Below are 19,283 nucleotides of genomic sequence, written 5' to 3' on the forward strand. Positions count from 1 at the left end.
GGAATTCCGATGGACGGGACTTCACCAGAGAACAGCGCGCCGGCCGCGACCGGCCGGACCATCGATATCGCGGGGATCATGCACGCGATCCCGCACCGCTACCCGTTTCTCCTGATCGATCGTGTGGTCGAACTGATCGAGAACGTCTCGGCGGTGGGGGTCAAGAACGTCTCGGTGAACGAAAACTTCTTCGCCGGACATTTTCCCGGCCACCCGGTGATGCCCGGCGTGCTGATCATCGAAAGCATGGCGCAGACCGCTGCGGTGCTGGTGGTCGAAACCCTCGGGCCGGAAGAAGCGGGCAAGGTGGTTTATTTCATGTCGGTCGAAGGGGCGAAGTTCCGCCGCCCGGTGGTGCCGGGCGATTGCCTGCGCATTCATGTGGTCAAGGAGCGCAACCGGAGCAATGTGTGGAAATTCCACGCGGTCGCGCGGGTCGACGGCGTCGCGGTCGCCGAAGCGACCTACGCCGCCATGATCATGGATCAAAAAGCGGGCGAACGATGATCCATCCCACGGCGGTCGTCGACCCGAGCGCCCAGCTCGGCGCGCGGGTGCATATCGGCCCGTTCTGCTCGGTCGGTCCCAGCGCCATTCTCGGCGAAGGGGTCGATCTCGTCTCCCACGTTGTCGTCGATGGTCAGACCACGATCGGCCCGGGCACCAAAATATTCCCGTTCGCCACGATCGGCATGGCACCCCAGGACCTCAAATACCGGGGCGAAAACACCGAAACCATCATCGGCGCCCGCTGTACCATCCGCGAACACGCCACGATCAATCGCGGCACCGAACCGGGCGGGGGTGTCACCCGGGTCGGCGATGACTGCCTGATCATGACTGCCGGGCACGTTGCCCATGACTGCCAGATCGGCAATGGCGTCATCATCGTCAATAACGTGGTGATGGGCGGCCACGTGGAGATCGGCGATGGCGCGATCATCGGGGGGTCGGCCGCCATCCACCAGTTCGTCCGGATCGGACGGGGGGCGATGATCGGCGGCATGTCCGGCGTCGAGGCCGACGTGATCCCGTTCGGCATGATCATCGGCAACCGCGCCCGCCTCGCCGGGCTCAACATCATCGGGCTGCGCCGCCGCAATATCGACCACACCACCATCCACCACATGCGCGCGACGTTCAACGCGCTGTTCCGCGACTGTACCCACCCGTTCCACGACCGCCTCAAAACCCTGCAATCCGAGACCCACGACCCCTACACGACGGAAATTCTCACCTTCGCCGCCAGCCCCGGCAAACGCGGCCTGATCCGGACCACGACCAGCGCCGCCGACGATTCCGAAGGGTGATGGGCGGGGTGGGTGTGAGGCAGCGAGGCCAGGGGGCTCTGCCCCCTGGACCCAAGCTAAGGGCGGAGCCCTTAGAACCCTGGAATTTCGGGCAAGGGGAGGGCGAGGTCTCGGATGTTCCGCCGATCTGGCTTGTGTCGCCCTCCCCTTGCCCGAAATCGGTGGATTCCAAAGGCTCCGCCTTTGGCGGGGTCGAGGGGCAGCGCCCCTCGCCTTGCTGTTCACCCCACCCCATCCCATGACCCTCGGCATCATTGCCGGTGGCGGTCCGTTGCCCGGTCAGGTGGCGGCGGCGGCGCGGGCGGCGGGGCGTGGGGTATTTGTGGTGGCGTTGGAGGGGTATGCGGAGCCGGGGGTGATCGGTGGATTTCCGCATGAGGTGGTGCGGTTGGGGGCCGTGGGCGTGGCGGTGGCGGCGTTGCGGCGGGCCGGGTGTGTGGATCTGGTGTTGGCCGGGCCGGTGAAGCGGCCTTCATTGCTGGATTTGCGGCCCGATGCGATGGGAGCGCGGCTGCTGACACGGGTGGGGCGCGCGGCGTTTGCGGGGGATGACGGGTTTCTGGCGGCGATCGTGCGGGTTTTGGGCGAGGAGGGATTTCGGGTTCTGGGCGCGCATGAGGTGATGGCGGAGGTATTGGCGCCGATCGGGCTGTTGACGCGGGTGGGGCCGGATGCGGCGGCGCTGGCGGATATCGGGCGCGGGGTTGGGGTGTTGCGGGCGCTGGGTGTCGCGGATGTCGGGCAGGCGTGTGTGGTGCAGCAGGGGATTGTTCTGGCGGTCGAGGCGGTGGAGGGCACGGATGCGATGCTGGGCCGTGCGGCGGCACTGGCGCGTCCGGGTCCGGGCGGGGTTCTGGTCAAGCTGGTCAAGCCCGGGCAGGATCGGCGGGCGGATTTGCCGACATTGGGACCGGACACGGTGGCGCGGGCACGCGCGGCGGGGTTGCGTGGTGTGGCATTCGAGGCGGAGGGTGCCATATTGATCGAACGTGCGGCGATGGTTGCGGCGGCGGACGAGGGGGGGTTGTTTCTCCTCGGGATCGACCCGGCATCGTCCTGAATGAGTGGGAAAGGAAGATCGGCATGAGCGGCGAGTTTCAATATCTGCATACGATGATCCGGGTGAACGACCTGGAGGAAAGTGTGGGGTTCTACACGAAGCTTCTGGGAATGAAGGAGCTGCGGCGGACCGATGTGCCGGATGGCAAGTACACCCTGGCTTTCGTGGGGTATGGCAGCGAGAAAGATCATACCGTGCTGGAGCTGACCTATAATTACGGCACGGATCATTACGATCAGGGTACGGCGTTCGGGCACCTGGCGCTCGGGGTTTCCGACATCAAGGCGACCGTGGAGAAATTGCGGGCGGCGGGGGCGAAGATTGCGCGTGAGCCCGGCCCGGTGAAGTTCGGCACCACGGTGATCGCGTTCATCGAGGACCCGAATGGTTACAAGATCGAGTTGATCGAGCGCCACTGACATGAGCACCGCGCCGGTTCCGCCGATCCCTGCGCTGCGGCGAGGCAAGAGCCTGTCGTTCCGGGCATTGTCGGCGGGGTTCGGCGCGGTGGAGGCGGTGGCCCCGCGCGGGTGGCCGGCGTTGAGCACGGCGGCGATCGAGCGGAGTGCCGGGGTGTCATTGCAGGGGCCGGCGCGCGAGGGGTTGGAGCGGCTGACCGGGGCGATGGCGCGGGAGACCCCGTTTTCGTTGTTCGGGCGGGTTTCGGTACGCTACGATCTCACGCGGCTTGCGCGCAATGCGGCGATGATCGAACGGATGCACGAACAAACGCCCGCGATCGGGGCGGCTCCGGTAACGGCGCCGCTATTCATCATGGGGTTGCCGCGTTCGGGGACCAGTTTCCTCCATACGCTGCTCGGCTACGATCCGGACGTGATGGTGCCGCGGGTGTGGCAGACGCTGTATCCTGCGCCCCGGCCGCGCGATTTCGACAAGCGCGCGAGTGCGGTGGCGCGGCGGACCGACCGGCAGCTCGGGATATTCGCCGGGATGGCACCGGACTTTCCGGCGATCCATCCGATCGATGCCGACAGTCCGCAGGAGTGCAGCGAAATCACCGCGCATGTCTTCCAGTCCCTGCGGTTCGATACGACGTTCCGGGTGCCGACCTATACGAAATGGCTGGATGCGTTCGGCCACGATGCGGCATTCGCGTTTCACAAGCGGTATCTGCAGGCGCTGCAGCATGGCGTGGGGGCGAAGTTCTGGGCGTTGAAATGCCCGGATCATACGTTTTCGATTCCCGGGATTCTGGCAACCTATCCCGATGCGCGATTCGTGGTGGTCCATCGCGATCCGGTTCATGTGTTCGCTTCGGTGGCACACATGACCGAGGTTTTGCGCGCGCCGTTTTTGCGCGAGATCGACCCGGCGGAGATCGGGCGGCAGGTGACCGAGCGGTGGATCGACGGGGCCCGGCTGCTGGTCGCGTTCGATCGCAGCCGCGAGGTGCCGCCGGAGCGGCTGATGAATATCCAGTACGACGATCTGACGCGCGATCCGGTTGCGGCGGTCGCGATGATTTATCGGCATTTCGGGCATGATTTGTCACCTGAGGCGGCGGCGGGGATGCAGGCGCATCTGGCGGCGGCACCGCGTGGCGGATATGGCCGGAACCGGTACCAACTTTCGGCCTTCGGGATCAATCCCGAGCGGCTGCGCCCGGATTTTATGCCGTATATGGATTATTTCGGGATCAAGTCCCGGCGGGACGAACGCGGCGCGGCGGCCTGACCGTATTACATCGGTGTTATGTTCGAGCATGTCGCAACTGGGGCGTGTATTATGCCACTTTGTCATCCCAGTAGATTTGTAGCATAAAAGTGACGCATGTGGCTGTGGGAGCCATGCGGGGGTATTTCGGTCGATGGCGGGGGTTGTCCAGTTTCCTTTTGGTGGTCGCGCCTTGCCTGAGGACGTGATCTGTTTCCTGATCGCCGATTTCGACGATCCCGCGTGGCTCGGCCAACCGAGTTCGGCGATCGGCGCGGATGCTGGCGCGGATCAACCTTCAGTGGCCGGGATGGTCGCCGCCGAAGGGGGCCGGATTTTCAGAACGACTGCGACGCGGCTGTACTGCGTCTTCAGGACCGTGGCACCGGCGGTTGCGACCGCGTTTCGCATGATGCGCGCCGAGGTTGAGGGGGCGTCCGGCATTCGGGAGCGGCGGGCGTTGCGTCTGGGACTTCACGCGGGGACCGCGGAAGTGACCCAGGGCGTGTTTGTCGGTGCCACCTTGAATCGCGCGGAGCGCCTGGCTTCGGCGGCCCGACCGGGACAGGTGCTGATATCGGCGGCGGCAGCGCGCATGGTGCCGCCGCGCGCATTGTCGGCCGATATGGTTATCGAACCCATCGGGGAGTTCCGGCTCAAGGATCTGCTGCCGCCGGACCTCGTGTATCAGCTGCGCCACCCCGAACTGCCGGGGGCGTTCAGCGCGCCGCAATCGCTCGATGCGACGCCCAACAATCTGCCGTTGCTGAGCACATACTGCATCGGGCGCAACGAGGAGTTGGGGCAGCTCAGCGCGTTGCTCGAACGCCATCAGCTGGTGGTGATTACGGGCGAGGGTGGCGTCGGCAAGACCAGGCTCGCCCTGCAATGCGGGGCGGAGCGGCTGGGCCAGTTTCCCGATGGGGTGTGGCTGGTCGAACTCGAAGGCCTGCACAATACCGGGGAGATCGCGGAGACTCTCTGCGGCCTGCTGGGCTACAAGATCGGCGGTGACCGGACGGCGGCGGAGATGTTGCCCACGCTGATCCGCCGCAAGCGCATGATGATCATTCTCGATCAATGCGAGAGATTGCCGGCGCCGGTGGCCGTGATCGCGAGTGCCCTGCTGCGCCAATGTCCGGAGGTCAGGATCATCGCGACCAGCCGGCATTCGCTCGGCATGACCGAGGAGATGCTCATGCTCCTCGCCGGACACGGGTTGCCCCCTGCCGGCAGCCTGAACACTGGTGATGTCGCGCAGGCCCAGGCATCCGCCGCCGTGCGGCTGCTGGTGGCGCGCGCACGTCTCGCCGTGCCGGATTTCCGCCTCGATCCCGATAATGCCGCAACGCTGGGCGCGATCTGCCACGAACTGAAGGGGGTGGCGCTCGCGATCGAGCTGGTCGCACCGCATCTGCGCCGGTTGACGCCGCGTGAGGTGCTGCGGGCGCTGAAGACACGGTTGCACGAAGCGGCGATCGATCATGGCGGCCCATTGGATACACCGGCGGTCCTGCGGGCGCTGCTCGCGTGGATGCACAAATCCCTGTCGGACGACGAGGCGGTGACGTTCGGGCGCTTCGGGGTGTTCGGCTGCATGACGGCGGAAGCCGCTGGCGACATTATCGGAATGAGTCCGTTGCGCATCGCAGCCGTGGCCGATACCGTGAACCGGCTGGTCGAGTGCGCATTGCTGACCCGGTTTCCGGTACGGCGCGGTAACCCGCGCTACCGGATGATGACGCCGGTGCGGGATCTGGCGCTGGAGAATTTCGCGCGGGACGAGGCGCGCCCCCACATCATGGAGCGGTTCTGCGACTGGCTGATCCGCTTTTTCGGCGAAGCAGACCGCAGCTGGTCGACCACGCCTGCGGATATCTGGCTGGCGCGGTATCGGCCGGAACTGGATAATCTGCGCGCGGCGCTCGGCTGGGCGTTCGGGCCGGACGGCAACAGCGCCAGCGGTCTGATGCTGATGAGCCTGACCAGCGAACTCTGGCGGGATATCGGCCTCACGGTGGAGCAGCGCCATTGGCTGCGCGAAGCGGAAGCCCGGATCGGGCCGGCGACGCCGGAACGGGTGGCCGCGCGGATCGGGCTCGATATCGCCTTCGTCTACAGCGGCGGGGCATTCGGCGACCGGCGCAAGGTCGAGGCCGCGCTCGATGCGCTCGCGCGTTACCGCGCAATCGGCGATCGCGAAAGCGTCGCGGTGGCGGCGGCGCGCGTGGCGGTGTGCGTGGCCAGTCCCGAGGATGCCACGGCGGCGCAGCCTTATGTCGATCTGATGATGGCGGCCCTGCCCGGCATGAAGCGGGGACGGCGGCGCGGATGGCTGCTGAATATTCTGGCGGCTCTGGCGCATTTCGAGGGCGATGCGGCGCGCGCCATCGTGCTGCTCGACGAGGCGGTATCGATCAGCCGGGAATTCCGCGACGACGTCAATATCCAGATCGGCGGCCTCAACCTCGGCGAGATCCTGTTCGCGCAGGGCGACCCGGCGCGGGCCGCGATCGAGGCCGAACGAGTGGCGGCAAGCTGCCGCGCGACCGGCAACCTGCTCGACCTGAGTTTCGCGCTGAACAATCTGGCGGGCTACGTGATGGTCCTCGGCGACCGGGTGCGCGGGCAGGCCGCGCTCACCGAGGCGCTGGCCCTGGCCGCCGAAATCAACGTGGAACTGGTGCTGGTCGCCTGTCTGCAGAGTGCGGCGCTGATGGCGGCCTGGCAGGGCGAGTTCGAGACCGCCTCACGCCTCGCAGGCCACACCGATCATTATTACCAGAGCCACGCGATCGCGCGCGAAGCGACCGAAGCGGCCATTCATGTCGCGCTGACCGGATGCCTCGATGCCGCGATCATCGCCGGTGCCATCAGCCTCGAACACTGCGAGGCATGCCGCCGCGAAGGGAAGGCGTGGGACACGGCCAGCGCGGTCGCGGCAGCGTCACGCGTGCTGGACTCCTGAGATCGTGAACATGATCAGGGTGAGCAGGACCGCGGCCAGCGGCAGCAGCCCGGGGCTCGCGAAGCCGGAGACGAAAGCGCCGGCGCTGGCGAGGGCTCCAGCCGCGTAACCCAGAATCACGATCCCCTGCAGCCGGTTATGGGCGGGCAGATGCGCAAGGCCGCGATTTGTGAGGCGGCGGGTGAGGGCGATGACGACGCTGGTGATCGTGATGTTGAGCACGACGGTGATGATGCCACGCTCATGAATGTCCCGTGCGGCGACCGCCTGGATGCCCATTGCCGTTGCCGAGAGCACGATCAGCCCATAGCGTGCCGCCCCCGCGAACGGGTGATCGACCAGAAGGGACACCGTGCAATAGACGGCGAGGCTGAGGGTTTCGGCGAGCAGCAGGCGGCGCACCACCGGGAGGGTGCGGACTTTTGCAGGATCGCGCGGCTGCAGCAGCGTCGCCGCCGCGCTGCCGACCGCGTAGCTGAGCAGGGAAGCCCCCGCGCGGCTGGCGGCGGCGAATTTCCGGTTGATGAGAGTGAGGCAGAACAGGGCCATGCATCCGGTCATCGCGGAGGTGAAGACATGGCCGAGGGTGAGATAGGACAGGACGTCCGTGGCGCCGGAGGCGAAGCACAGCAGGGTCACGCCGGTTCCGGCAATCCCTGCATTATCCGCCGCTGCCTGCTCCATCGCCGCGATATGGCGGCGCGGACGCGGCGGGACAAGCGGGCGAGATGCTCTGATAGGTCAGCATCGGCACGTTGTCGCGCACGAAGCTTTCCGCCTCGCTCATGCCGATCGCGCCCAGCACGGTGCGGCTGGCGAAATTATCCGCCCGCGATACAGCGACGATGCGGTTCAGCCCCGCCCGGTCATGGCCATAGCGCAGCGCGGCACCGGCCGCCTCGCGCGCGAGGCCGGCGCCCCGCACTTCCGGCCACAAGGCGAAGCGCAAGGCCACGCCCCGCCCATCCGCCCGCGCCGCCAGCCCGGCCATGCCGATGAAATTGCCGGTGTTCAGCCCGCGCACGACCCATATGCCATAACCGTGGCGCCCCCAGAGGGTGATGTCCTCGGCGAGTTCCTCGGCCACGCGCTCGCGGGTACGCACCCCGCCGAGCATCAGGGCGAAGGCGCGTGGATCGGTCTTGAGCGCGGTCAGATCCGCGAGATCACCCCATCCGACCGGGTCGAGGCGCAATCGGGCCGTGGTGGCGCGCCAGATGGGGTTGGTCATGCCCGGAAGCCACCCGGTGCTAACGGGTCAACGGGCGGTATTTGATCCGATGCGGCTCGGTGGCCTCGGCACCGAGGCGGCGGCGCTTGTCCTCCTCGTAATCCTGGAAATTGCCCTGGAACCATTCCACGTGGCTGTCGCCCTCAAAGGCGAGGATGTGGGTGGCGAGGCGGTCGAGAAACCAGCGGTCATGCGAGATGATCACGGCGCAGCCGGGGAATTCCATCAGGGCTTCCTCCAGGGCACGCAGGGTATCGACATCGAGGTCGTTGGTCGGCTCATCGAGCAGGATGACGTTGTGCTCGCCCTTGAGCATTTTTGCGAGGTGAACGCGGTTGCGTTCGCCGCCCGACAGGATACCGACTTTCTTCTGCTGGTCGGCGCCTTTGAAGTTGAACGCGCCGACATAGGCGCGCGACGGCACCGAACGCTTGCCGAGCGTGATGACGTCGGTGCCGCCGGAGACTTCCTCCCAGACCGATTTGTCCGGGTTGAGGCTGTCACGCGACTGATCGACATAGCCGAGCCGGACGGTTTCACCCACGGTGAAGGTACCGCCGTCGGGGTGTTCGACGCCGGTGATCATTTTGAACAGGGTGGTCTTGCCCGCACCGTTCGGGCCGATGACACCGACGATGCCGCCGGGCGGCAGTTTGAAGCTCAGCCCGTCGATCAGCACGTTGTTGCCGAATCCCTTGCGCAGCTCCACCGCCTCGATGACGGTGCCGCCAAGGCGCGGGCCGGGCGGGATGATGATTTCGGCGACGCCCGAAACCTGCTCGTTCGATTTCGCCAGCATGTCCTCGTAGCGGGTGATGCGGGCCTGATTTTTCGCCTGGCGCGCCTTGGGCGACGCGCCGATCCACTCGCGCTCCTCCTTGAGCGCGCGCTGACGACCGGATTCCTCTTTTTCCTCCTGGGCGAGACGCTTTTGTTTCTGTTCGAGCCAGGACGTGTAATTGCCTTCGAACGGATAGCCGCGGCCCCGTTCGAGTTCGAGAATCCAGTTGGTGACGTTTTCGAGGAAGTAGCGGTCATGGGTGACGACGATGACGGTGCCGGCATATCCGCGCAGGGTCTTTTCGAGCCAGGCGACCGATTCCGCATCGAGATGGTTGGTCGGTTCGTCGAGCAGCAGCAGGTCGGGTTTTTCCAGCAGCAGGCGGCACAGCGCGACACGGCGGCGCTCGCCACCCGAAAGATTGGTCACCGGGCTTTCGGCGGGCGGGCAGCGCAGGGCGTCGAGCGCGATATCGATCCGGCGATCGAGTTCCCAGCCGTCCTCGGCGTCGATCTTTTCCTGAAGCTCGGCCTGCTCGGCGAGCAGGGCGTTCATTTTGTCATCGTCCATCGGCTCGGCGAATTCCTCGGAAATCGCATTGAACCGGGCGAGGGCGGCGCGCAGATCGGCGAAGGCGAGGGCGACATTGTCGCCCACCGTGAGATCGGGTTCGAGATGAGGCTCCTGCGACAGGTAGCCGATAGTGGCACCCTCGGCGGCCCAGGCTTCGCCGCCGAATTCCTTTTCGATCCCGGCCATGATTTTCAGCAGGGTGGATTTACCCGCGCCGTTGACGCCGAGCACGCCGATCTTCACGCCGGGCAGGAAGGAGAGGGTGATGCCCTTGAACACCTCGCGCCCGCCGGGAAAGGCTTTGGTGAGGTCCTTCATGACATAGACGTATTGATAGCTGGCCATTGGCTGATCCTGTCCGGTAAGGGCGTGGGTTGGTGCCGGTATAGGAACAGCGGGGCCGCGGGGCAACCGAAGCGGCTATTTTACCGTATAGCCCTCTTCCGTGATCGCGGCGGTGATTTTCGCGGTGTCCGACGCTTCGGCATTCGCGATCCGGACCGTGCCGGATGGCAGATCGATCGCGACCGGCGTGCCGGCGATCACCGTGTGGACCGCCTCGGTCACGGCGCGGACGCAATGGCCGCAGGTCATTCCCTCGACATGAAGTTCAAGCATGGTACGTTTCCTTTCGGGTCGGAGATTGGCACCTGCCGACATGGGAGGGTCAAGAGCGGCGGCGGCGCTCGATTTCGACGCCTGCGGAGGCGGCATCGGGGAACACATCGAGCTTCTCGACCATTACCCGGGTCCGGGCCACACGCGGATCGGCGAGGCAGATTTCGGCCAGCCGCTCGGCGAGGGTTTCGACCAGCTGGACATGGCCGGCGGCCACGCTCGCGCGGGTGGCGTTCACGATGGTTTCGTAATCGACCACGCGGGCGAGATCGTCGCGGCCGACCGCCGGGCGCGACATCAGGGACGGTGGCGGCTCGTCATCGATCAGCAGGTCGAGATTGATGCGGATGCGCTGGGTCCGTCCGTGCTCGTGGGCATACACGCCGATCGCCGCGTCGAGCACCAGATCGCGGATGAACATGCGGCGAAACGCCGCGCCATCGGACATATCATGCGGCTGAGCTGCCGGGGGGGCAAAAACATCCTTCATCGCGCGGCTCTGCGCCGCAATGCGGCGCGTTGCAAGCGGTTCTTCGCATACCGCCTTCTTGCCGCCACAACAGCATCCCCATATGCGGTCTGCGGCGTTCCGCCGCATTTCAAGGGAGACATTCCATGCGCCTATCCTCCGCCAGCCTTCTGCCACTGACCGCCGCCGCCGTGATCGCGTTCAGCGGTGTCGCGATGGCCAAGGTCGTTCACCTCCATGCCACACTCGCACCGGGCGCCGGCGTCACCGGTTCGATGGGCAAGGGCATGATGACCGGCCGTTACAACACCAAAACCCATATGCTCTACTGGCATGTGACCTACAGCCACCTGACGAGCAAGGTGACGATGGCGCATTTCCACGGCCCGGCCAAGCCCGGCGAAAATGCTCCGGTTCTGGTGCCGATCAGTGGTCCGCACGCGAGCCCGATCAACGGCCACGCGAAGATCACGACCGATCAGGCCAAGATCATTCTCGATGGCATGTCCTATGTGAACGTGCACACCGTGAAGTTCCCGGCTGGCGAAATCCGCGGGCAGGTCGAAACCGGCAAATAAGCCGCGTGATCATCAACAGAAGATAACGAAAAACGCCCAATCCGATGAGGATTGGGCGTTTACTTTAGTCCGGATCGGTCAGCGACCGATCAGAGCCGAACTCCGTTCAGGATTTCGGGCTCCACAGGGTGCACCAGCCGGTCGGGTCGATCGGGCCGGAGACGGCCTTGCACTTGCCTTTGGCCTTCGGCGTCGGGCCCGGGATCCACAGGGCGCAGCCGTCGCACTGATGGCCGTCCTTCGGCGTCGCCTGATACTGAACGGCGGACGGCGCCATGCCGGCGGCCTTGGCCTGCTGGGTGGTCACAACGCCGGCTGCGGCGATCGCGGCGGAGATGCCGGCTGCCTTTTTCAGAAGGGCGCGGCGACCGTCAAATTTCGGATTCTCAGACATGGTTCGAACTCCTGTTTATGGTGGTGGCTGGCATACGACACCATTTTAGACCGGGAATCACATTCGGCAAGTGTAAACTGACAAATTACCTGACTTGAGAATGATTCTCATGAAATCAGGACCATACCGGTCTACTATCTATAGTTAACAATGTCGTCAATCTAGTGTCGATCCGTCCTGAAACCATTATGCTGCCATGATTTTGACTTGATCATGGAATCAGGACCGTACTTCCCGTGGTCCGGCGCGCTTCGAGCGCTTCCTGCGCCGCTGCGGCCTCGGCGAGCGGAAATGTCTGGTTGACCCGGATTTTCACCACGCCCTGTGCCACCACATCGAACAGTTCACCAGCCACCGCCACCAGATCATCGCGCCGCGCGGTATAAGTTGCTAAGGTTGGGCGGGTCAGGAACAGGCTGCCTTTCGCGGCCAGTGTGCCGAGATCGACCGGCGGCACCGGTCCGGAGGCATTGCCGTAGCTGATCATGAGCCCGAGCGGTGCCAGGCAATCGAGGCTCGCCGAAAACGTATCCTTGCCGACCGAATCATACACCACCGGCACCATGGCACCCTCGGTCAGCCGCTTGACCTCGGCGGACAGGCCGCCATGCCCGATCACCACGTGATCCGCGCCATGCGCCCGCGCGATCTCGGCCTTCGCCTCGGTCGAGACCACGCCGATCACCCGGGCTCCGAGATGTTTCGCCCACTGGCACAGGATCAGCCCCACCCCGCCGGCGGCGGCATGGACCAGAATGGTTTCGCCCGCTTTCACCCGGTAGGTCCGCCGCAGCAGGTATTGTGCGGTCATGCCCTGCAGCATCATGGCGGCCCCGGTTGCGAAATCGATCGCATCGGGCAGTTTGACCAGCCGGTCCGCCGCGATCACCCGTTCGGTGGCGTAAGCCCCGATCGGCCCGCCCGCGTAAGCAACCCGGTCACCGATCGCGACTTCGGTTACGCCCGCGCCGATCGCCCGCACCACTCCCGCGCCCTCAAGCCCGAGCGTCGCCGGGAGATGGGGGATTTTGTAGAGCCCGATCCGGAAATAAATATCGATATAGTTGAGCCCGACCGCCTCGTGATGGATCAGCGCCTCACCCGGTCCCGGCTCCGGTGTGGGCACATCGTCCCACCGCAGAACCTCGGGACCGCCATGGGCGTGGATCCGGATCGCTTTGGTGCTCATTGGCAATGTCTCATGTGAAGTCTCCGTGTAAGGTGCTGCGTCCGACAATGGAAATGCACGATGACGGCGGCCGCCGCACCAGAACAGATCGGCCGGTCAGGAGCGATCCAGGATCACGCAACTGAGATCGGCCGGGTCAGGGTTCAAGGCTAGCCGGTGACAAGGTTATGTCAAGAAGCGGGCAAAGGCAGCGAAGCCGGGCAGCGGGGACAGGCAGCGGGATCGGGCGCGAAAGGTCAGGCACCGGCGCGCGGTGTCGTCGCCGCCGCAGCGCGCCGGTCGTGCCACGATTCCATCATTTTGAGGACAGCGGCTGCGGTTTCCTCGATCGACCGCCGGGTGACATTGACGGTGGGCCAGCCGCGCGCCGCGCAAAGCCGCCGCGCCCAGAGCAGTTCGGCCTCGACGGTCTCCTCGTCGATATAATTCTCGCGGTCACGCTGGAATGCCGTCTCGGCGGTCTCGACCGTGCCAAGCAGGCGGAGGCGATGACGGCGGATTTCGATCAACGGGGCGGCATCGATGAACAGGCCGACCACCGGGCAGCGCGGATTGTCGAGCACTTCGGGCACCGCGAGGCTCGGCACGAGGGGGATATTGGCGGCCTTGATCCCGCGATTCGCGAGGTAGAACGAGGTCGGGGTCTTCGAGGACCGCGAGACCCCGACCAGAATCACATCGGCTTCCGCGAGGCCGCGCATCGCCTGCCCATCGTCGTGCGAGAGCACGTAGTGCATCGCATCGATCCGGCGGAAGTAGTCGGCATCGAGCACGTATTGCCGCCCCGGCGTGGCGCGGACCGGGGTGCCGAGTTCATCGGCCAGCAGCTTGAACACCGGGTCGAGCATATGGAGCAGGCGCAGGCCGAGGCGCTCGCAAGCCTGGGCGAGTTCGGCGCGGAGTGCTTCATCGACCAGACTGGACAAAACCGGCCCGCGTTCCGCCTCGATCCCTTCGAGAACGCGATGGAGCTGCAGCCGCGAGCGGATCAGGCTCCAGCGATGCAGGTGGATGTCGGCGCCTTCGAACTGGGCGGTGACCGCGCGGGCGACGGCGTTCAGCGTATCGCCGGTGGCATCCGAGACGAGGTGGAGATTGAGGCGTTTGCCGTCCATGAACGATCTCATAGCGTGGATAACTCGGGCCGTCACAGGGCCTGCAGTGGACAAGTCGGATAAGACGGAAAACCCGACTCCCTGTGGATTGTTGCACCGGGGTGTTTATGCGAATGTGGAAAAAGTCAGGGTTTGACGTAGAATCAGGGCTTTGAAACCGGAGTCCGGCTGTGGATAAGTTTGTGAATTGTTTGGCCGGACCGGGGATCCCCGTAATCAACAGGGTTAGTCTCCACAACCAATCTTTTCTCTAAAACAAATTAAAGCTAGTCAGGACGATATGACGGGTAAAATGATCGATCAGCCGGTATTGCGGGTGCTCCAGGGTGAGGCGGTCTGGCCGCCGCCGGTGTGGCTGATGCGTCAGGCCGGGCGGTATCTGCCGGAGTATCGCAAGCTCAGGGCGACGGCGGGTAATTTCATTGCGCTGTGCACGACCCCGGCAATGGCGACCGAGGTGACCCTGCAGCCGATCCGCCGCTTCGGCATGGATGCCGCGATCCTGTTCAGCGACATTCTGATCCCGCCCTGGGCGCTCGGCCAGAAACTGCGCTATGCCGAGGGTGAAGGCCCTTTGATGGAACGGATCGAGACCATCGCGGATCTCGACAAGCTCAACCTCGCGCGCCTGAAGCCCGGCACTGAATCGGTGATGGAAACGGTCTCGCGGGTGCGGGCGGAATTGCCCGACGCCACGACGCTGATCGGCTTTGCCGGCAGCCCGTTCACGGTTGCGTGCTATATGCTCGATGGCAAAGGCGGCAAGTTCGATCGCACCCTCGGACTGGTCTACAGCGATCCCGCGCTGGTCGCCGCCGTGATCGAGACCATGACGACGGCAACGATCGATTATCTGTCATGGCAGATCGAGGCCGGTGCCGATTGCGTCATGCTGTTCGATTCCTGGGCGGGATTGCTGCCGCCCGACCTGTTCCGCGCTCATGTGATCCGCCCGACCATCCGGATCGTCGATGCGATCAAGCACCGGCATCCGGGGGTTCATGTCATCGGGTTTCCGCGCCTCGCCGGGCTGATGGCGCTGCCCTATATCGCCGAGACCGGGATTTCCGCCTTTGGCATGGATGTCGCGACCGATGCGGCGGCCCTGGCCCGGCTGATGCCGCGAAAAATTGCCCTGCAGGGCAATCTCGATCCGTTGCTGCTGCGGGCGGGGGGATTGTCGCTCGATTATGCGGTCGAGCGGATCGCCAACGAACTCGCGGGGAGTCCGCATATTTTCAACCTCGGCCACGGGATCGTGCCGGAGACCCCGCCTGAACATGTCGGGATGTTGATCGAGCGGTTGCGGGCGCTCGAACCGGTTCCGCCATCGCGGGCGCTTGAGGATTCGCGGATCGCTGCCAATTCAGGGTCATGAACGACACCGAACCCGTCCTGCCCGTCCGTACCGCGATCGTTCTGTTCAATCTCGGCGGGCCGGACGGGGCTGACAGTATCAAGCCGTTCCGGGTCAATCTGTTTTCCGACCCGGCGATCATTCGCGCGCCGATTTTCATCCGGTTCTGGCTGGCGCGGGTGATAGCGGCCTCGGCGCAGAAAAAGGCCGAGGAAGGTTATGCGCTGATGGGCGGCAAATCGCCCCTGCTCGAACTTACGCGCAATCAGGCCGAGGCGCTCGAAGCCAGCCTGCCGGGTTCGAAATGCTTCATCGCGATGCGCTACTGGCACCCGTTCGCCACCGAGATTGCGCGGGAGGTCAAGGCCTGGGCACCGGAGCGCATTCTGTTGCTGCCGCTCTATCCGCAGTTCTCGACCACCACCACCGGCAGCTCGCTCTCGGATTGGCACGATGCCGCCGCCCGCGCCGGGCTCGTGGTTCCGACCACGACCCTGTGCTGCTGGTACGACGATCCCGCCTATGCCGCCGCCATCGCAGCACTGGTGATGCGTACGCTGGCGACCGCGCGGGCCGAACTGCCGGCGGGCACGCCGATCCGCCTGCTGTTCTCGGCCCACGGCCTGCCGGAAAGCATCGTCAAGGCGGGAGACCCGTATCAGGAGGAGGTCGAGGCCTGCACCAAGGCGGTGATGGACGTGATCACCCGGACGCTGGGCGAGGTGGTCGATCATCAGGTTTGTTTCCAGTCGCGCGCGACACCGCAGCAATGGATTGAACCCTCGACCGAACAGGCGATCGAGCAGGCGGCGCATGACGGCACCGCGGTCGTGGTGATCCCGATCGCTTTCGTGTCCGAACACATCGAAACCCTGGTCGAACTCGATGTCGAATACCGCGAGGTCGCGGAAAAACTCCATCTGCCGGGCTATTATCGCGCGCCGGCCCCCAATGACGATCCGGCGTTCATCGCGGCTCTGGCGGGGATCGCCCGGCGCGCGATCGCTCATGGCGATGGGTTGTGCTCGCATCGCGGCGGGCGATCCTGCTCTGTGCACAACCGCGATTGCCCTTGGGCGCGGTATCGGGCACTCGTGGACGCATGAAGCGCAATTTCGATCTGGTGATCTTCGACTGCGACGGTGTGCTGATGGACAGCGAGAAAGTCTCGGCCCGGGTCGTCGCCGCGGATATGACCGAGCATGGGGTGCCGATTACGCCGGAGGCGGCGATGGCGCGCTTCGTCGGCATGTCGCTCAAGCACATGAAGCCGTTGATCGAAGCCGAGCGCGGTGCCCCTTTACCCGCCGACTGGAATGCACGGATGATCCAGAAGATCGCACTGGCGATGTCGCACGAGGTGACCGAGATCCCCGGTGCGCGCGCCGTGCTGGAAAGCCTCGATCGTGAAGGCATTCCCTGGCGGATCGCCTCGAACTCCGCTGACGCCGAAATGGATGCGAAATTCACCAGAACCGGCTTTCTCGCGATTACCGAAGGCCGCACCCACAGCGCGCCGCGCCTGTTTGCCCAGGGCGGCCAGCCCAAACCGGCGCCGGATGTCTTTCTCGATGCCGCCCGCGCGCAGGGCGTGCCGCCTCATCGCTGCGTGGTGATCGAGGACAGTGCCCCGGGCGTCGCCGGGGCGGTCGCTGCCGGCATGACCTGCTATGGTTTCGCGCCGCATGGCGAGGGGAGCACTTTGCTTGCCGCCGGTGCCACCGGCATTATCCGCACCCTTGATGCCGTGCCCGCCCTGCTCGATGCGCGGGTCGCGGCATGACGATCCCGGCCCTCGCCGCGTTCTACCGCTGGGATCTTGCGTTTCACGTGATGTCGATCATCGCGTGGATGGCGGCGTTGTTCTATCTGCCGCGTCTCTATGTCTATCATTGCCAGGTCGCACCTGGATCGTTGGAGTCGGCGCGATTCAAGGTGATGGAACGCCGCCTGCTCAAGCAGATCGCCACCCCCGCGATGATATCGTCGTGGATTTTCGGCATTCTGCTGATCCTCACGCCCGGCGCGATTTCGTGGTCGGCACCGTGGTGGTGGGTGAAGTTCACCTGCGTGATCCTGATGAGCGGGTTTCATGGTGCAATGTCAAAATGGCGCAAGAATTTTCTGAACGACCGCAACGTGAAACCCGAGCGGTTCTATCGGATCGCCAATGAAGTTCCGACGATCCTGATGGTGATCATCGTGATCATGGTGTTCGTCAAACCCTGAGGCCGGCACCGGGCCGATCGCCGATACGCTCTCGGTCGCACGGCTACATCCAAGTCGAACACGACAATAATAATGACCTTTTCGGAGGTCAGGACCGCGTGGCAAATATGACGGCCCGATGATATTCAAAGCGGTTGTCGCTTTCATTCAATACTTCGGCAACCCGGCGAATGAAAACTGATCCCGCACTCAGAACAAATCAAAATTGTCGGTGTGGCGGTCGGGGGCGACATCAGATGTGTTCGACATAGGCGGCAAGGCTGGAACAGCGTTTCGTCGTGAAGGGGTTGGCGTTGATATCGAAAAATCATCGAACATTGCGAAGGACAGGTGGTTTTTACAGGCAGCATGATGCCGAAGGCACATCGCCGGGCTGAACCGCTCCGGACCAAGGCGACCGGATCGGTCGGGTGATCGCGGTAAGGCGGTATCCGAAAGTCTTCGTTCGACCGGAATGAACTTCAATCAGAACAGTGAGGCATCAATACAATGAAACGAAATTCAACGCGCGCTCTGCTGGGCGCGGGAGTCGGCCTTATCGCCCTTGGTCTCGCAGGCGGGACCGCGCAGGCGCAGGTTTCCGTCAAGCAGATGACGATCGATGGCGGCCCGCTCGGCCCGCTCAACATCAGCGGCGGCTTCGATGCCGATCTCTATGCGTTTTCGGGAGCGAATGCCGATACACTGCTTGGCACCAACAAATCCAGCGGCGCGATCGCCCGTGTGCTCGACCTGAAAATCGTCAAACCGACCGGGCTGGTGCAGTTCACCGTCGAGGTGAAGCCCGATGATTCGGTCTATTTCGGCGTCAAGCCGGGCAGTATGTCGACCAATACCTTCACACTCGGGCCGGTCTATGCCGCCTATGTGACGCTGGCTCCCTCGAAGGCGTTCAGCATCTCGGTCGGTCAGGTCTATTCGACCGAAGGTTGGGAATCCTCAACCGACTGGAACAACGCCAATATCATCGACTCGCCCTTGTATTACGTCGAGAATTCATCGAGCCGGGGTGTCGCCGCGACCTACACGCAGGGCCCGATCTCCGCGACGGTGACCTATGGCGATGGTTTCGATTCCGGCGTGTTCAACGTGGTGCAGGGGCTGGTGACCTATTCGCCGAATGCCGATAACGCCGCCTCGGTCTATGGCACGATCAACTTCGGACGCACCGGGCCCAACACCTACGCCTACGGCAACGGCACCACCGGTTATGGCTATCCGAGCTACAATGCCGCCTATGTCAACTCGAACATGATCGGTGCCTATTACGACTATACCCATGGCAATCTCAGCCTCATCCCCGAGGTTCAGTATGTCTATGCGAAGGTCGACCACCAGATCGGGATCGACAAATTCACCAGCAATTTCGGGGCCGAATTGATCGGCGACTACAAATTCGGCAAATCGCCCTGGTCGGTCGGCGGACAGGTGATGTATTATTCCAATAACGGGCCCGAGGCGTGGTATCTCAATGCCCGTTCCGCCGGTATCGGCCTCGGCGTGACGCCGACATGGCAACAGGGCAACATTTTCGCGCGCGGCGAAGTCGGCATGTTCCACCTGACCAGCATCGGCACCGGCCCTGCCTTCGGCGGCGGCGGCACCGATCGCAACCAGGTGATCGGTCTGCTCGAAGCCGGGGTGGTCTTCTGATCGCAGGAATTCTTCGAACCGTCACACCGTGCGGCTTGCACGGCGTGACGGTTGGTGGATTCAAGGATGACTCCGCACCCCTCG

20 protein-coding genes are annotated in these 19,283 nt (G+C 64.3%); 12 read left to right on the plus strand and 8 right to left on the minus strand.

What is annotated here, in order from left to right:
* Positions 1-9 precede the first annotated feature (9 nt).
* The 6 genes from fabZ (at position 10) to SIL87_RS18755 (ending at position 7,012) form a co-directional block, all read left to right on the plus strand.
* Positions 10-507: a 3-hydroxyacyl-ACP dehydratase FabZ gene (fabZ, locus tag SIL87_RS18730; RefSeq protein ID WP_319615662.1), complete on the plus strand. Its 498-nt coding sequence runs from the start codon at positions 10-12 to the stop codon at positions 505-507.
* Positions 504-1,310, plus strand: a complete 807-nt coding sequence (gene lpxA, locus SIL87_RS18735; protein WP_319615663.1) for an acyl-ACP--UDP-N-acetylglucosamine O-acyltransferase — start codon at positions 504-506, stop codon at positions 1,308-1,310. The genes fabZ and lpxA overlap by 4 nt, the downstream gene beginning before the upstream one ends.
* Before the next feature lie 238 nt (positions 1,311-1,548).
* On the plus strand, positions 1,549-2,370 hold the full coding sequence (locus SIL87_RS18740; RefSeq protein WP_319616016.1) for an LpxI family protein: 822 nt from the start codon (positions 1,549-1,551) through the stop codon (positions 2,368-2,370).
* Between the two features lie 23 nt (positions 2,371-2,393).
* The gene (gene gloA / locus SIL87_RS18745) at positions 2,394-2,789 is read left to right on the plus strand and encodes a lactoylglutathione lyase (protein ID WP_319615664.1); all 396 of its coding nucleotides are present in this window, start codon (positions 2,394-2,396) and stop codon (positions 2,787-2,789) included.
* 1 nt (position 2,790) lies between these two features.
* On the plus strand, positions 2,791-4,065 hold the full coding sequence (locus SIL87_RS18750) for a sulfotransferase family protein (protein WP_319615665.1): 1,275 nt from the start codon (positions 2,791-2,793) through the stop codon (positions 4,063-4,065).
* Positions 4,066-4,237: 172 nt separating this feature from the next.
* Positions 4,238-7,012: an ATP-binding protein gene (locus SIL87_RS18755; RefSeq protein WP_319615666.1), complete on the plus strand. Its 2,775-nt coding sequence runs from the start codon at positions 4,238-4,240 to the stop codon at positions 7,010-7,012.
* Here SIL87_RS18755 and SIL87_RS18760 read toward each other — a convergent pair.
* The 5 genes from SIL87_RS18760 to SIL87_RS18780 form a co-directional block, all read right to left on the minus strand.
* Positions 6,992-7,696 (minus strand): YoaK family protein, encoded by a 705-nt coding sequence (locus SIL87_RS18760; RefSeq protein ID WP_319615667.1) that lies wholly within the window; start codon positions 7,694-7,696, stop codon positions 6,992-6,994. The two genes, SIL87_RS18755 and SIL87_RS18760, sit on opposite strands and share 21 nt — an antisense overlap.
* Positions 7,674-8,243, minus strand: coding sequence for a GNAT family N-acetyltransferase (locus SIL87_RS18765; RefSeq protein WP_319615668.1), 570 nt, complete (start codon positions 8,241-8,243; stop codon positions 7,674-7,676). Before SIL87_RS18765 ends, SIL87_RS18760 begins: the two co-directional genes overlap by 23 nt.
* Before the next feature lie 19 nt (positions 8,244-8,262).
* The gene (ettA, locus tag SIL87_RS18770) at positions 8,263-9,942 is read right to left on the minus strand and encodes an energy-dependent translational throttle protein EttA (RefSeq protein WP_319615669.1); all 1,680 of its coding nucleotides are present in this window, start codon (positions 9,940-9,942) and stop codon (positions 8,263-8,265) included.
* A 75-nt stretch (positions 9,943-10,017) separates the two neighbouring features.
* Positions 10,018-10,215: a heavy-metal-associated domain-containing protein gene (locus tag SIL87_RS18775; protein ID WP_319615670.1), complete on the minus strand. Its 198-nt coding sequence runs from the start codon at positions 10,213-10,215 to the stop codon at positions 10,018-10,020.
* 49 nt (positions 10,216-10,264) lie between these two features.
* Positions 10,265-10,705 carry a dihydroneopterin aldolase gene (locus tag SIL87_RS18780; protein WP_405055247.1) on the minus strand — a complete coding sequence of 147 codons (441 nt, stop codon included), beginning with the start codon at positions 10,703-10,705 and terminating at the stop codon, positions 10,265-10,267.
* 125 nt (positions 10,706-10,830) lie between these two features.
* Here SIL87_RS18780 and SIL87_RS18785 point away from each other — a divergent pair, with 125 nt between their 5' ends.
* A complete protein-coding gene (locus SIL87_RS18785; RefSeq protein WP_319615671.1) occupies positions 10,831-11,262 on the plus strand; it encodes a CHRD domain-containing protein in 432 nt (143 codons plus the stop codon).
* Positions 11,263-11,368: 106 nt separating this feature from the next.
* Here the strand turns inward: SIL87_RS18785 and SIL87_RS18790 are convergent, their stop codons facing one another.
* From SIL87_RS18790 to SIL87_RS18800, 3 genes are all read right to left on the minus strand, one after another.
* The gene (locus SIL87_RS18790) at positions 11,369-11,656 is read right to left on the minus strand and encodes a high-potential iron-sulfur protein (protein WP_319615673.1); all 288 of its coding nucleotides are present in this window, start codon (positions 11,654-11,656) and stop codon (positions 11,369-11,371) included.
* A gap of 211 nt (positions 11,657-11,867) precedes the next feature.
* Positions 11,868-12,845 (minus strand): quinone oxidoreductase family protein, encoded by a 978-nt coding sequence (locus SIL87_RS18795; protein WP_319615674.1) that lies wholly within the window; start codon positions 12,843-12,845, stop codon positions 11,868-11,870.
* 236 nt (positions 12,846-13,081) lie between these two features.
* On the minus strand, positions 13,082-13,960 hold the full coding sequence (locus SIL87_RS18800) for a pyruvate, water dikinase regulatory protein (RefSeq protein ID WP_319615675.1): 879 nt from the start codon (positions 13,958-13,960) through the stop codon (positions 13,082-13,084).
* A 292-nt stretch (positions 13,961-14,252) separates the two neighbouring features.
* Here SIL87_RS18800 and hemE point away from each other — a divergent pair, with 292 nt between their 5' ends.
* From hemE to SIL87_RS18825, 5 genes are all read left to right on the plus strand, one after another.
* Positions 14,253-15,338: a uroporphyrinogen decarboxylase gene (gene hemE, locus SIL87_RS18805; RefSeq protein ID WP_319616018.1), complete on the plus strand. Its 1,086-nt coding sequence runs from the start codon at positions 14,253-14,255 to the stop codon at positions 15,336-15,338.
* Complete coding sequence (gene hemH / locus SIL87_RS18810; protein ID WP_319615676.1) at positions 15,335-16,423, plus strand: ferrochelatase; 1,089 nt, start codon at positions 15,335-15,337, stop codon at positions 16,421-16,423. Before hemE ends, hemH begins: the two co-directional genes overlap by 4 nt.
* The gene (locus SIL87_RS18815; protein WP_319615677.1) at positions 16,420-17,100 is read left to right on the plus strand and encodes an HAD family hydrolase; all 681 of its coding nucleotides are present in this window, start codon (positions 16,420-16,422) and stop codon (positions 17,098-17,100) included. Before hemH ends, SIL87_RS18815 begins: the two co-directional genes overlap by 4 nt.
* Positions 17,097-17,546 (plus strand): protoporphyrinogen oxidase HemJ, encoded by a 450-nt coding sequence (hemJ, locus tag SIL87_RS18820; protein WP_319615678.1) that lies wholly within the window; start codon positions 17,097-17,099, stop codon positions 17,544-17,546. The genes SIL87_RS18815 and hemJ overlap by 4 nt, the downstream gene beginning before the upstream one ends.
* A gap of 489 nt (positions 17,547-18,035) precedes the next feature.
* On the plus strand, positions 18,036-19,199 hold the full coding sequence (locus tag SIL87_RS18825) for an outer membrane beta-barrel protein (protein ID WP_319615680.1): 1,164 nt from the start codon (positions 18,036-18,038) through the stop codon (positions 19,197-19,199).
* Positions 19,200-19,283: the final 84 nt, after the last annotated feature.

This window comes from Acidiphilium acidophilum, assembly GCF_033842475.1.
In the GTDB taxonomy this organism is placed as follows: domain Bacteria; phylum Pseudomonadota; class Alphaproteobacteria; order Acetobacterales; family Acetobacteraceae; genus Acidiphilium; species Acidiphilium acidophilum.